Annotated in this window: 12 protein-coding genes; 5 read left to right on the top strand and 7 right to left on the bottom strand. The window is 65.6% G+C overall.

Translation table 11 applies throughout. The features are described 5' to 3' along the window. Positions 1-116: 116 nt before the first annotated feature. Both J7I79_RS13680 and cpaB read left to right on the top strand, forming a co-directional pair. Entirely contained in the window at positions 117-368 is a 252-nt protein-coding gene (locus J7I79_RS13680) for an FmdB family zinc ribbon protein (protein WP_214953936.1), read from the top strand. Positions 369-587: 219 nt separating this feature from the next. Then, entirely contained in the window at positions 588-1,211 is a 624-nt protein-coding gene (gene cpaB / locus J7I79_RS13675) for a Flp pilus assembly protein CpaB (RefSeq protein WP_251042768.1), read from the top strand. Positions 1,212-1,249: 38 nt separating this feature from the next. Here cpaB and J7I79_RS13670 read toward each other — a convergent pair whose 3' ends face one another. The 7 genes from J7I79_RS13670 to J7I79_RS13640 form a co-directional block, all read right to left on the bottom strand. Then, complete coding sequence (locus tag J7I79_RS13670) at positions 1,250-5,485, bottom strand: AAA family ATPase (protein WP_214953932.1); 4,236 nt, start codon at positions 5,483-5,485, stop codon at positions 1,250-1,252. Between the two features lie 130 nt (positions 5,486-5,615). Next, positions 5,616-7,205 (bottom strand): glutamine-hydrolyzing GMP synthase, encoded by a 1,590-nt coding sequence (guaA, locus tag J7I79_RS13665; protein WP_214953930.1) that lies wholly within the window; start codon positions 7,203-7,205, stop codon positions 5,616-5,618. A 150-nt stretch (positions 7,206-7,355) separates the two neighbouring features. After that, positions 7,356-7,868, bottom strand: coding sequence for a DUF3817 domain-containing protein (locus J7I79_RS13660; RefSeq protein ID WP_104172110.1), 513 nt, complete (start codon positions 7,866-7,868; stop codon positions 7,356-7,358). After that, on the bottom strand, positions 7,865-8,752 hold the full coding sequence (locus J7I79_RS13655) for an SURF1 family protein (protein ID WP_214953928.1): 888 nt from the start codon (positions 8,750-8,752) through the stop codon (positions 7,865-7,867). Before J7I79_RS13655 ends, J7I79_RS13660 begins: the two co-directional genes overlap by 4 nt. Before the next feature lie 68 nt (positions 8,753-8,820). Beyond that, a complete protein-coding gene (locus J7I79_RS13650) occupies positions 8,821-9,309 on the bottom strand; it encodes a PTS sugar transporter subunit IIA (protein ID WP_214953913.1) in 489 nt (162 codons plus the stop codon). Positions 9,310-9,358: 49 nt separating this feature from the next. After that, positions 9,359-11,110: a glycerol-3-phosphate dehydrogenase/oxidase gene (locus J7I79_RS13645; protein WP_214953911.1), complete on the bottom strand. Its 1,752-nt coding sequence runs from the start codon at positions 11,108-11,110 to the stop codon at positions 9,359-9,361. A gap of 112 nt (positions 11,111-11,222) precedes the next feature. After that, positions 11,223-12,359, bottom strand: coding sequence for a GuaB3 family IMP dehydrogenase-related protein (locus J7I79_RS13640; RefSeq protein ID WP_043482875.1), 1,137 nt, complete (start codon positions 12,357-12,359; stop codon positions 11,223-11,225). Positions 12,360-12,622: 263 nt separating this feature from the next. On the opposite strand from J7I79_RS13640, the gene J7I79_RS13635 reads away from it, so the two are divergent. The 3 genes from J7I79_RS13635 (at position 12,623) to J7I79_RS13625 (ending at position 15,704) form a co-directional block, all read left to right on the top strand. After that, a complete protein-coding gene (locus J7I79_RS13635) occupies positions 12,623-14,521 on the top strand; it encodes a S8 family peptidase (RefSeq protein WP_251042767.1) in 1,899 nt (632 codons plus the stop codon). A gap of 244 nt (positions 14,522-14,765) precedes the next feature. Further along, complete coding sequence (locus J7I79_RS13630) at positions 14,766-15,362, top strand: hypothetical protein (RefSeq protein ID WP_214953909.1); 597 nt, start codon at positions 14,766-14,768, stop codon at positions 15,360-15,362. Between the two features lie 6 nt (positions 15,363-15,368). Beyond that, positions 15,369-15,704: a hypothetical protein gene (locus tag J7I79_RS13625; RefSeq protein WP_251042766.1), complete on the top strand. Its 336-nt coding sequence runs from the start codon at positions 15,369-15,371 to the stop codon at positions 15,702-15,704. The last annotated feature ends 20 nt before the right edge of the window (positions 15,705-15,724 follow it).

The raw sequence follows: 15,724 nt of genomic DNA, 5'->3' as shown, positions 1-15,724 counted from the left end.
GAATTGGCACTCAGGCCCTGCGACTGCTAAGGGACGGAACACGCCGAGGGAAATATCGGCGGTGAACCGCGCCCGGCAGCACGGGACCTGTTCGTTGTCCCAGAGGAGGATTTCCAGTGCCCACGTATGCATATGCCTGCAAGGACTGCAGCCACGCCTTCGAGATCGTGCAGTCGTTTACCGACAGCTCCCTCACGTCCTGCCCCGAGTGCGAGGGGACGCTTCGCAAGAAGTTCAACAGCGTCGGCGTCGTTTTCAAGGGCTCAGGCTTTTACCGGACCGACTCCCGCGACACCAAGGGCAGCAGCGTCTCGTCCGCCCCGGCGGCGGCTCCCGCACCGGCCGCCGCAGCCGCAGCCGCCAGCTGACGGAACCGCCCGACTCCCCTGCCGCACCCTAGCGACCCCGACCGCAACAACGGGTTGTCCACATAGGATTTCATCAGGCTGTCCGCACCACGCGTACCCTTCTAGCGTGTCGGTATGCCATCCACGCTCCGCACCAACGGATTTTCGTCACGCCGGCACGGCTTTCGGTCAGGACACCCTGGCCGTTCGGGACCATCTGCCAGGCGTCGCCTCGCTGCCTTGCTCAACCGCAACCGCAGGCTCGCCGTCGCGCTCCTGCTGTGCGCCGCCGCCGGCATCGCCGTCCAGCAACTGACACCGGCGCCCGCCCACACAGTGACCGCCATGGCCTCAGCCAGGGACCTTCCTGTCGGAGCAACCCTCTCAGGCAATGAGGTGGTGGCCATCAGGGTACCGCCCGGGATGATTCCCGCCGGCGCCTTCACCGACACCGCCGCGATCCAGGGCAAACAGCTCGCAGCCCCGCTGCGGAAAGGCCAGCTGATCTCCGACACCCAGTTACTTGGACCCGGGCTGCTGGCGGGCACCGCACCCGGCTCGGCGGCGGTGCCCCTAAGGATGGCGGATCCGTCGTCCATCCAGTTGGTGGCACCCGGCCAGCTGGTCAACATCGTCATGACCAACGGCACCGACTACGGCCAGGCGGCGGAATCGGAGGTGCTGGCGGCCTCTGTCCCGGTCCTGTGGACCTCCGGACAGGGCGGACAGACCGGCCAGTGGCTGGGCACGGCAGAAACAGAGGGGCTCATGGTGGTCGCCGCGGATCCTGACCAGGCCCGCCGACTTGCCGGCGCCTCAACGCAGGGCAAACTCTTCTTCGTACTCGTGGGAGCGCCGGGCTAGCCGCTTAACGGCCGGACAGCTCCCGTCGAGCACGCCCGTCAGCCCCAGTGCGGCGGTTTCTGTTCCTGAAGCCATGCATCGTGGTCGTAATCCGAGGCGTGATCGCCCCAGCGCTTCGGATCGTCCTCAGCGGCCTTGTTCGGCAGCACTCCGGCGGGCACGCCGGCGCCCGCGGTCTGGCGGCTCCGGTTGGCCTCGTCGGCATTCGAGCCAGGGACGCCGCCCTGGTTGCCCGCTTCGCTGCTGTTCGTCTCCATGCCGTCTTCCTTGCTGTACTCCACTGAACCGGGTCCGGCACTCATGGGCTCATCCCCGCCCGCGCCGCCCTGTTCCAAGGGTATCGAGGGATTGCCCGTCGATGCCACGCTGCCGGACTCGCTGCGGTCCTCGTCGCGAGACTCGGTCCCGGATGCGTCCTCCTGGAAGACCTCGCTGCCACGCTCGGAGCTGGTGAGAGTCAGGTTGTCCACATCGTCCTCGAAAAACCCCTGCGAAGCGGGTGCGAATCCGGTGACTGCCGGCTTCTCCAGCCCCAAGTAGCCGCCGATCCGGTCGGCACAAGCGGAAGGGTCAGTGAACACTTCGATGGTCCAGAGAGGCATGTAACGCCACCCCAGCCGTTCCAGCAGCTGCGGACGCAGCCTGCTCCGTTCCCGCACGCTCATTCGCCGGTATTGCTCCGTGCCGTCGGACTCAATGGCCACGGGCCTGGGGATTTCAGCATCATCATGACCGATGGAATTCACCGGGTCCGCGGCCGCAGCCACGTCGATAACGCCGTCGTACTGGTGCCAGACCCTGGCACCGCGGGCACGCAGTCTGTCGCCCAGGTCGGCCACGAGGGGGTCGGCACCCAGTGCCTGTTCGCTCGCGGCTGCACGGGACGCAGGGGTCCCGAGATCAGTGTTGCCGGCAATCTCACGGTCAAGGAGTTCATAAAAGTCGACGGCCCCGTGGCTGAGGCGGCTGACGTCCAGGTCTTCCGGTTTGAAGCAGCTGAGTACGTGCAGGGAACGCCGGGCACGGGTCATGGCCAGCGCGAATTTCTCCCTCCCGCCTTCGGCGGACAACGGACCGAAATTGTGGAGCGCGCGGCCATGCGGCGTGCGGCCATACCCCGGGGAAAAGATCACGTGGTCGCGGACAAGGCCCTGGGCGCGTTCCAAATCCACCACACGGAAGGATTCGGCTCCGGCCGTGAAGAAACTTGCCAGCAGCGGGTAGTTGGGCAGCTGCAGCCGGATGGCTTCACCGATCCTGGCAGCGTGGCGGAGACTCGCCGTAACCACGGCGAGCGAGGTCCGGGGCCGCAGCCGGGCGTGCTCGAACACGAGGCCAACCACCCGGTTTACCTCGGCGACCGCCGATTCCACGCCTTCCTGGTCAGCGCTCGGAAGGCCGGTGCCGTCCGGGAGGTACTCCACCAGCAGGGCCCGGTCCAGTCCGGTGGCTGTCTGTCCCTCGGGAAGCCTGCGGAGACGGCCGTCGTAGAAGCTCTTGCTCAGCTGCAGCACGAGGTCTTCGTCGACTGCCCGGTACACGGAAGTCAGCCTCCGCGTGGGCAGCACTGCGGACAACGCGGTGTACGCACTCTCAACGCTCTGGTGGGCGGTCTCGCCCGCAGCGAGCCGCTCGACGCCCACGGTGAAAGTGCGCGGGCTTGCGATCTTGTCGTCGCCGAACGCGATGACCTGCCTTGCCCGGGCGATCGCCGGAAGGACAGCTTGCAGGGACGTCGCTTCAGCATCCAGGATAACCACGGCGTCGAACTTCTGCTCGGCCGGCAGCAATCCCGTCATGAGGTAGGGGCTGACGGACCATACCGGCACCAGCATGGGAACCAGCGCAGGGGCCTGTGCCGTGAGCGCGGCCAGGGTGACCCGGCCGTCCTTCAGGAGGCTCCGAAGCAGGTCGGCCTGGCGGGGGTTTTCGCCGATACCGGCGCGCCAGCGCTCGGCGAGGGCCCACCGCAGCCGCGCCGCCCCGCTGGCGATGTGCGCATTGTCCGCCAAACGGTACTCGGCTTCGAGCTGCCGGAGGGCGTCGCCGTCGGACATTGCCAGGTAGTCATCGCCGCTGATCATCGCTTCCAGGGCGGACTGCCACCAGGCGAGTTCCAGCTCCGACGCGACGGACTCCGCGGGTACTTCGCGGTCAGCCAGGTCGGCGAGCAGTTCCCCGAGCCCGTGCTCACGCATGTTCTCAATGAGCAGCGTCCGCTCCGGAAGCGTCTTGAGCGTCCGGGTGTCCGCCACCAGCCGCTCCAGGCGCCCCATCAGTTCTTCATACGGTGTGTGCTGGAGGTCGCCGCCGGCGGCCGTGTACTTCACGGCCGCACCCAGCTGGACCAGTTCACGCTCAAGGCTGCGGTACATCACGTTCACTTCGCCGAGGCCGGACGGCACTGCAGGGTGCCGCTGCGTGGTCGCGTAGCCCGCCCAAAGCGCCCGCTGCTCCTGGACCAGCACCAATGAGCTGTGGAGGTCGGAAATGTGCACGCCGGGACGGACGTATTCCTTGGCGACACGGCGCAGCCGCGAACGCTGCATGGACGGCATCTCGATATTCCGCTCACGACGCCACGGGGACGTGGCGGTCGCGGAGATGAGGTCGTGGACCGGCCTGTCAAAGATATCCGGAGTGAATTTGTCCAGGCTTTCCCGAACGGCCATCAGCAGCTCCAGCTGGGCGCCCCACTCCGCGAATGTGGCTCCGAGGCGGATCTGGGCGTGCTCCGCCACCTCGTTCATGCGGTTGCGGAGCACCGGCAGGTTCTTCTCAACCGAGCGCGCAACCTCCTGCGCTTCCTCCGTTTCCTTGCGGGTCAGGAGCCGTGCGCCGTGCCAGGGGCTGGTGGTGGATGCCCGGCTGAAGCTGCCGAGTTCGGCTGCCCGGTGCAGGCGGCCGGCCAATTCCTCACGGTCCCGGATGTTGTCCAGGACGCTCCGCTTCAGCCGCACGGTCGTGGCGGGAGCCGGCTGGATGGACGTCAGTTCAGCCAGCGACTGCATGGCCTGATAAGGCGAGCACCCCCACCGCTGGCGGACGTTGTGCAAGGATGCCACGTGGTCCATGAGCGCGTGCCGGTGCTCGGCCAGTGTGGTGTGCAGGTTCTCGAGTTGGGGCTGAAGTGACTTCTCATTCCGCACAATGGCACGCACCAGCTGACCCTTGAGCTGAAGGGGCGACGCCGTTCCGGACAGCGCAAACAGGATGGACTCCAGGCCAAGCGTCTCCAGCTGGCCGGCAATCTCGCTGAGGCTGGCACGGCGGTCTCCCACCACCAGGACGGTCTTGCCTTCGTCCACCAGCGCGCCGATGGTGTTGATGGCGGTCTGGGTCTGGCCCGTTCCAGGCGGGCTGCTGACAACGAGGGAGTCGCCGGCGCGCACGGCGTCCACCACATACTGCTGGTCGGCGTCGGCGTCGAGCAGCAGCAGCTCGTCGGCAGGATCCCGCTGGTCGATGTCCTGGAAACGGTCTTCCGCCAGTTCGGCAACGTCTACGGCCTCCCCGGCGGCGGCGCGGGCCAGGGCTGCCACTACGGCATTGTTCTGGTTGATCCACGGGTCGTCGAGGTTCCCGGAAAGGTCAGCAAACGTTGAAACGAGCAGATTGTGCTCCACGTCGGCCCCGTGAATGGGTTTGATGAGGGTGCCCAGGCGGTCCAGGACGGGAAGGGGATCGAACCGGGCCGTGCTGTAGGCCATCCGGGTCACGGCGTTGACGTCGAACACGATGCCGTGGATGCTCTTCAGGTGCCGGATGAGAGCCGGGTTGATGTGGGCCTGCTCAGTCAGCTGGAGCTCGTAGTCATCCTCGCCCGGGCGGACGGTCAGTGATATCGCGGTAAGCATCACCGGCGCAGACACCCGCTGGGGCTTTCCGCCGACGGCCGATGTCCAAGACACCGTCCCGGCCGAAAAATAGCCGGCATCGATGCCGCGGTCGTTCCCGAGTTCGAAAATCTTGGAGCGGAGGTTGCGCGAAGCCCTCGCGGCGACAACGTACTGATCGTGGTCGCGGATCAGCGTGGACAGGCGCGTGCGCCTTCCCGCCATGAGCTGGGCCAATCCGGACGGATGGGCATGCGTGAGGTCGATGGACCCTTCCGGCGTCTTGGTAAAGCGCAGCATCGTGTCTGCTCCGGTGACCGGCTTAAGCCCCGACAGCCACTTCTTGAGCTCCTCGGAGCCCTCTGGGAGGCCTTGACCAACTGACACTACTGCCTTCTTTTCTGCGCTTGCACGTGACGCCCTGGACCATACCGGCATACTTTCGAGCGTAGCCCGAATCGGGGCCCAGTGAGAGACCGCAACACTGGGACGGGGCAAAATTGCGCCGGATTTAGCGTGAATAAAGCAAAGTGGCCGGCCTCATTGCTGAGACCGGCCACTCAAAGTGCTATTCCCACTCGATGGTTCCCGGCGGCTTGCTGGTCACATCCAGCACCACGCGGTTGACGCCTTCCACCTCATTGGTGATGCGGTTGGAGATTTTCGCCAGCAAGTCGTACGGAAGCCGTGACCAATCGGCGGTCATGGCGTCCTCGGACGAAACGGGACGAAGAACGATCGGGTGGCCGTAGGTCCGGCCGTCACCCATGACTCCTACGCTGCGGACGTCTGCCAGCAGGACAACCGGCATCTGCCACACTTCGTTGTCCAGGCCGGCGGCGGTCAGTTCGGCGCGGGCAATCGCGTCGGCCTTGCGGAGCAGGTCCAGGCGTTCCTTGGTCACTTCGCCGACGATGCGGATGCCGAGGCCCGGCCCCGGGAACGGCTGGCGGCCGACGATTTCCTGCGGCAGTCCCAGCTGGGCACCGACAGCGCGGACCTCGTCTTTGAACAGCGCACGAAGCGGCTCGACGAGCTCGAACTGCAGGTCTTCCGGCAGGCCGCCCACGTTGTGGTGGCTCTTGATGTTGGCTGCACCTTCGCCGCCGCCGGATTCGACGACGTCCGGGTACAGCGTTCCCTGCACCAGGAACTTGATCTTTTCGCCGTGCGCAGCTGCCTCGGCGATGATGGCCAGTTCGGCTTCCTCGAACGCACGGATGAACTCGCGGCCGATGATCTTGCGCTTGGTCTCGGGATCGCTGACCCCGGCCAGGGCAGCCTGGAACCGCTCCTGCTCGTTGGCGACGTAGAGCTTGACGCCCGTGGCGGCCACGAAATCGCGTTCAACCTGCTCTGCTTCGCCTTCGCGCAGCAGGCCGTGATCCACGAACACACAGGTCAGCTGGTCGCCCACCGCGCGCTGGACCAGGGCCGCCGCCACGGCGGAGTCGACGCCGCCGGAGAGGCCGCAGATAACCCTGGCGTCACCGATCTGCTTGCGGATACGGTCAACCTGTTCCTCGAGGATGTTCCCCGTGGTCCAGTTCGGTTCAAGCTTGGCGCCCTTGAACAGGAAGTTCTCGAGGACCTGCTGGCCGTAGGCCGAGTGCTTCACCTCGGGGTGCCACTGCACGCCGTAAAGGCACTTCTCTTCATTGGCGAATGCCGCCACTTCGGCGCCGGCGGTGGTGGCCAGCACTTCAAAGCCTTCCGGCGCCTCGTGCACGGAGTCGCCGTGGCTCATCCAGGTGCTCTGGTGCTGCGGCATCCCCTCAAGGACGGAGCGGCCCTCGCCGAGGATGGTGGTCTGCGTTGAGCCGTACTCGCGCAGGCCGGTCTTGTCCACTTTCCCCCCGAGCGCGTTGGCCATGGCCTGGAAGCCGTAGCAGATGCCGAAGACAGGGATCCCGGCTTCGAACAGGTCTGCACCAACACTCGGTGCACCTTCCGCGTACACGCTGGAGGGGCCACCCGAAAGGATGATGGCGGCGGGATTTTTGGCCAGCAGCTGCTCGGTGCTGTAGGTATGCGGAACCACTTCCGAATACACATTTGCTTCCCGGACGCGGCGTGCAATCAGCTGCGCGTACTGGGCACCGTAGTCAACAACCAGCACCGGCTTCTGGGAAGTCTGGGATGCAGTGGGAGTAGTCACCGTCCTAGACTACTTGGGCGCTTGCCGAGTCGCACGTTGAGACGGCCGTCCGCGGCCTGAATCGGCCCCGGGCGTTAGCGATCTCACACACCAACGCCGGTGCAAGCATCGTGCGGGCAACGCCTGAACGCCGGCAGGACCCTGGTTCGGTCAGTAGCGCTTGGACGCCTGCGGATTCGCAGCGAGTTCGGCTTCCACCTCGGCGTGGAACTTCTTCTCCACGATGAACGACAGGAACGGAATCACGCCGCCCAGTGCCAGGAGGATGAGTTTCGCGAACGGCCACCGCATCAGCGACCACAAGCGGAAGTTGGACATCAGGTACACAACGTACATCCAGCCGTGGACAATCAGCACGGCCACCGAGAGGTTCACTCCCCCGAGCACGCCCTGCGGCTCGGCGTCGGCGAACCCGAAGCCGAATGGCTGTCCGGTGACCGCGTTGGTTCCGCCTGCGAACAGGTACTGGCCGAAGGCGTACCGCGCAACCAGTTCGGCGCAGAGCAGCAGGAGCATCCCACCGGTCAGGTATGCCAGGACTTTATAGAACTTCAGGGCGGACCGGATCTGGGCTTCCGTCCCGCCGAACCGACGCTTTTTCACGGTGCCTGATCCGCTGGTCTTGGACTGCTGGGGCTGAATGGCCGGCTTGGGATCGATCATGGCTGTACCTTTTGTTCAGACGTACTGGATTTTTCTGACGGGTTGGCTTGCTGTGCTGACTGCGGCGTTTCTTCCGTGTGCTGGTGGTGCTCGTCGCCCTCGTCGTCGAACTCGTCCTCGAGGTCGCGGCGGTAGTCATCCTTTACCATGCGCCACCAGATGAACAGGGCGAAGCCGGCAAACACGATCCATTCCACGGAGTAGAACAGGTTGAGCCAGTTCACTTGCTGCGGCGGCGGCTGCGGGCCGATGCGCAGGGGCTTCAGCTCGCCGCTGACAGCCGAAGCGCTGACGTCGGCGCCACCGACGACCTCGGATGTGGCCGCCACAAACCCCGGATAGCTGCTGATGTCCCAGACATTGATGAGTTCGGCCACGGATACGGCAGTGGCGCGTCCGGGTTCGGGGGCGGTGTTGGGCAGCGGGGCCTCGGACGGCAGGAGCCGTCCGGTCAGTTCAATAGTGCCCGACGGCGGGGGGCTCGCGTCCGCGGGATCGGCCACCCACCCGCGGGCCACCGGGATCCAGGTCCCGGGTGACGCAGCAACACCGCTCAGCGCAGGGGCATCCTGCACCGAAAATGCCGACACCACCCAGTATCCGGTAGCGCCGTCGTGGAGCCTGCCCGGCACCAGAACCTGCTTGTCGGGATCGTAGGACCCTGTGGCCGCGACCATTTGGTCGGCAGCGGAGCCGTGAAAGAAATCACCCGGCTGCAGCACCGAAACAAGGGGCTTGGTGTCTTCGGTCCCGGTCGAAACCGGGGCCTCAGGCTGGGTTGATCGGCCGAATTGCCACTGGCTGAGCAGCACAAAAACCCCAGAAATGACGATCGCAAAGACCAGGCCTGCGATCCAGCGGGGTTTGAGGGCAGTTTTCAACACACATTAACCGTACTTCGTCCTCGTGTAGAACAACGAACCGCGGTTATTGCCGGGCAGCCGGGTCCCCTCTAGTGGTCGAAGAACACCAGGCTTGAGTTGATGAGCTCGGCGATGACTTCGGCATCGTAAGCGCGGCGCAGGGATTCCCGGAATGATTCCTTTGACAGCGAGCGGGCCAGTGTGGCGAGAACCTCAAGGTGGTCCGAGAACGAACTTGCCGGCGTCGCGATCAGCAGGATCACGGTTGCCGGTCCGTCCGTCGCGCCGAAGTCCAGGGCCCTGCCGTATTTGGTGATCCCAACGGCAATGGAGGTCCGGGACACGAACTCGCTGCGGGCATGCGGCAGCCCGACTCCGCCGGGCAGCCCGGTGGCGAGCTGGTGCTCACGGGCATTGACGTGCTTCAGGAAGCCTTCCAGGTCCGTTACGCGCCCTGCTGCATAGAGCCGTTCCGCGAGCTGGGTTGCCGCGTCCGCCTTGTCAGCGGCATCAAGCTCGAGAATCACCATGTCCGGTGTGGTGAGTTCGGCATCGTACCGGTCCAGTGGTTCCGCCAAGAGGTGTCCCTTCAGTGAGGCAGGAGGCGCGCGTCAGTCATCCACCTTGTCACCGCAACGGGACGATGTCCTCGACGCCCAGGCGCGCGGCGTCGGCAGATTCATCGTCAGGCTGCTCCTGGCTGAGCCGTTCGGCTTCCACCCGGGCAAGGTAATGCTTGATTTCGCTTTCGCGCTGCGCATCGCTCCAGCCAAGAATTTCTCCCATCAGCTTAGCGACAACGGGGACAGCGGACACACCCCGGTCCCAGGACTCTATGGAAATACGGGTTCTGCGCGTCAATACGTCATGCACATGACGGGCCCCCTCGTGAGTGGCCGCGTAGACGGCTTCGGCCTGGAGGTAGTCGTCGGCGCCCGGCAACGGCTCGGCCAGTGCCGGGTTTTCCTTGATGAGCGCCAGGACCTCGGTGGCCATGGAGCCGTACCGGTTGAGCAGGTGTTCAATCCGGGCCACGTGCACGCCGGACTCCTCGGCCGTCCGGTTCCGGCGGTTCCAGGCCGCCTTGAAGCCGTTGGCTCCGAGCAGCGGGATGGAATCGGTGCAGCTCGGCGGCACGCGTTCGTCCATGCTCCGGGTGGCCTCATCGACGGCGTCCTTGGCCATGACGCGGTAGGTGGTCCACTTTCCGCCGGCCACCACCACGAGGCCCGGCACCGGGTGGGCCACCACATGCTCGCGGGAAAGCTTGGCGGTTGAGTCGTTCTCGCCGGCCAGGAGCGGACGCAGCCCGGCGTAGACACCTTCCACGTCTTCCCTGGTCAGGGGCCGCTTGAGCACTTTGTTGACGTGCTCAAGGATGTAGTCGATGTCCTTGCTGGACGCCGCCGGGTGGGCTTTGTCCAGGTGCCAGTCAGTGTCGGTGGTGCCGATGATCCAGTGCCGGCCCCAGGGGATAACGAAGAGCACGGATTTCTCGGTCCGGAGGATCAGCCCGACGGTTGACTGGAAGCGGTCGCGCGGCACTACGAGGTGGATGCCCTTGGAGGCGCGCACCTTCAGCTGCCCGCGGTCCGTCACCATGGCCTGGGTTTCGTCGGTCCACACGCCCGTTGCGTTGATGACCTGCTTGGCGCGGATGCTGAAGGTGGTGCCGTCCTCGCGGTTGACCACCTTGGCGCCCACCACCCGCTCGCCTTCGCGCAGGAAGTCGACTACGGCCGTCTGGTTGATAGCGTGGGCGCCATAGTGCGCGGCGGTGCGGATCAGGTTGGCCACATACTTGGCGTCGTCCACCTGCCCGTCGTAGTACCTGATGGAACCGACGAAGGCGTCATCCTTCAGGCTCGGCGCGGCGCGGAGGGTGCCGCGGCGGCTCAGGTGCTTGTGGAACGGCACGCCCCGTTTGTGCCCGCCGGAAATGGACATGACGTCGTACAGGGCAATGCCGGCGCCGATGTAGGGCCGTTCGAAGAAGGGCTTGGTCAGCGGGTAGAGGAAGGGTACCGGCCGGGCGAGGTGCGGAGCGATCTCGGACAGCAGCAGCCCGCGTTCATGCAGCGCTTCCTTGACGAGCCCGAAGTCAAGCATTTCGAGGTAGCGCAGTCCGCCGTGAATGAGTTTGGAGGAACGCGAAGACGTGCCTGCGGCCCAGTCGTTGGCCTCCACGATGCCGACACTCAGGCCCCGCGTGACGGCATCGAGGGCAGCGCCGGTCCCGACGATGCCACCACCGACAATGAGGATGTCGAGTTCCTTGCCCGGCTCCATCGTCGCCTTGAGCGCCGCAAGCGATGCCTCCCTGGCGGCCGGGCCAAGGGCCCCCTGTGCAAAGGACGAACCACCGGAAGAACTGAACATTTCAAGCCTCCATCCGCATCAAACCTCGTAGTTCACAGACTACTTCCTAGGCATGCGGATGGGCAGGGCTCATTTGCAGCCGGTCCCGGACAGCCCGGGACCGGCTGGAGCGTCAGTTTCCGGAGTACGGGGACACGACGACGTCGACCCGCTGGAATTCCTTCAGGTCCGAATAGCCGGTGGTCGCCATGGAGCGGCGGAGGGCGCCGATCAGGTTCGACGTTCCGTTGGTGTGGTGGCCGGGGCCGAAGAGGACCTCCTCGAGCGGGCCCACCGTGCCGACGTTTACCCTGTCGCCGCGCGGGAGTTCCAGGTGGTGGGCCTCCTGGCCCCAGTGCCAGCCCTTGCCCGGCGCTTCTTCCGCCCTGGCCAGTGCACTGCCGAGCATCACGGCGTCTGCGCCCATGGCGATGGCCTTGACGATGTCACCGGAGGAGCCCATACCGCCGTCGGCAATCACGTGAACGTAACGGCCGCCGGACTCGTCCATGTAATCGCGGCGGGCCGCGGCGACGTCGGAAATTGCCGATGCCATCGGTGAGTGGATGCCGAGGGCGCGGCGGGTGGTGGTCGTGGCGCCGCCGCCGAAGCCCACCAGTACGCCGGCAGCGCCGGTGCGCATGAGGTGCAGGGCGGGCGTGTAACCGGCGGCGCCGCCCACAATCACGGGGACGTCCAGCTCGTAGATGAACTGCTTCAGGTTGAGCGGCTCGTGGTCCTTGGAGACGTGCTCGGCCGAGACGGTGGTTCCCCTGATGACGAAGATGTCCACACCGGCGGCCACGACGGTCTTGTAGTGCTCCTGGGTGCGCTGCGGGGTGAGCGAGCCGGCGACGGTCACGCCTGCGGCTCGGATTTCGGCCAGGCGGGACGTGATCAGTTCCGGCTGGATGGGCGCCTGGTAGAGCTCCTGCATGCGCCGGGTGACGGCGGGGCTGTTGGTTTCATCCTCCAGCGCCCCGATCTGGTCGAGCACGGACTGCGGATCCTCGTACCGCGTCCAGAGCCCCTCCAGGTCCAGCACGCCGAGTCCGCCGAGGCGGCCCAGGGCAATGGCGGTCTCGGGCGACATCGCCGAGTCCATGGGCGCGGCGATAACAGGCATGTCGAACTTGTAGGCGTCTATCTGCCACGAGACCGAAACGTCCTTGGGATCACGCGTCCGACGGTTGGGGACGATCGCGATGTCATCCAGGGAGTAGGCACGACGCCCACGCTTGCCACGGCCAATCTCAATCTCATAAGTCACGTGACCACTTTACTTGACCCCGCGGGATACGGCGGGGCGACTCCCCCGAACCCGTTCTGGAAACTGATAGTCAACCCTTTATTGACATGATTTGTCAACCATTTACAAGTTATGAAAATATCTTTACGTTTACTCTCGGTTACCACCTGATACACCACGTGACCATCCATCACTCCATCATCAGGGCCACCCGTGTGCCCGATCCGAGAAAGAAGATCCTTTTGAGAAGAGCAGGAAGTGCATCATTCAGGCGCCACCGCATTTTGGCCCTGTCGCTCGCCGCAGCAGTCGGCACCCTGGCCTTCGCCAGTTCACCGGTCTTCGCCACCACTGAAGCCGGGGACGCGGCAGCCGGCGGCCGCGCCGCTGCAGGGCAAAATGCCACTGTTGCTACGGTGCAGGACGTGACCGCCGGCGAGGCCTATACCAAGTTCATCGTGGACTACAAGGAGAGCGCGGCCAACGCCACAGCGAACGGCCGTGCCAACGCGTGGGGCAAGGCGGCCAAGGAACAGGGCGTGGCCGTGAAGGAGGTCCGCACCCTGGCCACCGGGGGAACACTGATTGAGGCGGATCGGGCCCTCTCCGGCCAGGCCGCCGAGGACTTCATGACTGAAATTGCAGCGTCCGGGTCGGTCGAGTCCGTCGAACCTGACGCCCGCATGACCGTGGCGCTTACGCCGAACGACCCGCGCTACGGCGAACAGTGGGATTTCACGGCCACGAATGGTATGCGGATCCCCGGCGCGTGGGACGTCGCAACAGGTACCGGCGTCACCGTGGCCGTCATCGACACCGGCATCACGGCTCACGCCGACCTCGACGCGAACGTGCTGCCCGGCTATGACTTCGTCTCGGACGCCACTGCCGCACGCGACGGCAACGGCCGCGACGCCAACGCGCAGGACCAGGGCGACTGGTACGCCGCCGGGGAGTGCGGCCAGACAGCTGCCGGCAACAGTTCCTGGCACGGAACACATGTCGCGGGCACGATTGCAGCCGTCACCGGCAACGCTACCGGAGTGGCGGGCGTCGCTCCCAACGCCAAGGTGGTGCCGGTCCGGGTTCTCGCCAAGTGCGGCGGCTCACTGTCCGACATCGCCGATGCCATCATCTGGTCAGCCGGCGGAACCGTCGCAGGCATCCCGGCCAACGCCAATCCCGCCAAGGTCATCAACATGAGCCTGGGTGGATCAGGCGCCTGCGGCAGCACCTATCAGGCAGCCATCGATTCCGCAGTTTCCCGCGGCACCACAGTGGTTGTCGCTGCCGGCAACAGCAATCAGGATGCTTCCGGCTTCCGCCCGGCGAACTGCGGGAGCGTTGTCAGCGTGGCTGCCGGCAATCCGAGCGGCAGCCTCTCCTACTACTCCAACTTCGGCGCCACCGTTGACCTGACCGCTCCCGGCGGCGACGTCAGGGTGGCCGGCGGCGGAATCCTCTCCACTATCAACACGGGCACCACCACACCGGCTTCGGCAGGCTACGCAAACTACCAGGGCACGTCCATGGCGGCCCCGCACGTGGCCGGCCTGGCGGCACTGATGAAATCCAAGACATCCTCCCTCACGCCGGCCCAGGTTGAGTCCACACTCAAGCAGGGAACGCGGGCCATGCCGGGCGGCTGCACCACGGGCTGCGGCGCGGGACTGTCGGACGCCACCAAGACCATGGGCCTGCTGGGCGGGACTACTCCCCCGCCGTCAGGCAATCTCCTGCTGAACCCGGGCTTCGAAGAGGGCGCGGTTTCCTGGACTTCCGATCACGCCGACACGTTTGAGACCGGCACCAATGCCCGGACCGGTACCCGGTTCGCCGGCCTCAACGGCTGGGGCCAGGCAACGTCCTACAAGCTCGACCAGGCATTTGCAGTCCCCTCCGCCGTGTCCGCCGTGTCGCTGTCCTTCTACCTGAAGGTGCAGTCTGACGAAACCACTGCCAGCTCGGTCTACGACACCCTCAAAGTCCAGGTGATCAGCGGCGGCTCCACCTCCACGCTGGCCACGTACTCCAACCTCAACGAGTCCACCGGCTACGTCCAGAAGCAGCTGGACCTTTCCGCCTACAAGGGCCAGAGCGTGACCGTGCGTTTCCTGGGCGTCGAGGATTCATCGCTGTCGACGTACTTCTTCCTTGATGACACTTCCGTGACCGCCTCCTAGCTCCTGGCTGGGAGAAATCCCGGAACCGCCGGCCGCGCAGAGTGCGCGGCCGGCGGTTCCTGCATGGCACGGCTGCCGACGCCGTCGGCGCACACGGGGGAACTTGTCCCCATCGCGGGGTACGGCTTCATGAAATAGTTTGAACTGAGGAATCCCCAGGCCTTCATGCCGGCACGAACAATTTGGGGGAATTCATGGCGTCAGGCTCTTTCGGTACGGTCCGCTCGCTACTGGCCGGTCCGGAATGACGGGCACGGGGCTGACGGGCTCCGGCACCGGGACGGTTTCCCGCGCGACGGCGTTGTTTTCGGAACTCGCCTTGGGGCATGCGCACCGCCGCAACCGCGTGTTCTTGTTTTGGTGGATGGGCATGGTCTTCGCCATTCCGGGATTGGCGTACGCCATGGCAGAGGCCGCCACCGGCCAGTCCCCCGAGACCGGCCTTCTGACAGCGGCCCTGGGCCTCGTCCTTTCCGGGGTCGGCTGGCTGGCTGGCATCGGCCCGAGGTTCACGCGCAGGCCGCCGCGGCCGGCAACGGACTTTGCCCGCACGGACCAGGAGATTCGGATAGCACCCGGAGTTGCCGCCGCAGTCCCGATCGTGATGCTGGCGGTCGTGGTCCCTTTAGTGACCCTCACGTCCAACGGAACGTCGCCGGAAGCCCTCCCGATTTTGTGGTTACTGGCAGCCTTTCCCGTCCCGATATCCGCAGCGCTGCTCTATTCACGCCGTCACCTGCTGGCCCGGCGCGACGAACTGTATGCCCGGTGGCTGGCGCGTACCAGTCCCCTCTCAGCGGAAGACCTGGATCATCGGCTGCCCGAGGGGCTGGGTTCCTAGTCCGGCATGACATTTTCAAGTCCCTTCGCGGCTGACCAGCCCGCGCATCCCCTCGATTACTGGATCTCCCCGGAACGGGCCCGGATCAGTCCACCGAATGCCCCTTCCCGTTTGCGGCAATTGGCCGACGCCCAAGGCGCCTTGGCGGCAGCCTGGAGCAGCGCAATCGGCTGCGGCCCCGTCCTGGTCCTGGGTGGCGGGTTCGTCTCCGTCATGTCAGGCAATCCGGCCGGGGCCCTGGTCCTCGGCCTGTTGGGCGCTGCCCTGTTCGTACTGGGCGTATTTTTCTGGAGGCGGGATCCTGGCGACGGCCTTGCCGGGGCTCGCTTCATCTCCTCATAGTGATTCTCCTGGTGACCTGC

Origin of the sequence: Arthrobacter sp. ISL-69 (genome assembly GCF_018613775.1) — a bacterium.
In the GTDB taxonomy this organism is placed as follows: Bacteria; Actinomycetota; Actinomycetes; order Actinomycetales; family Micrococcaceae; genus Arthrobacter.
This window is presented reverse-complemented; position numbering and strand designations above follow the sequence as displayed.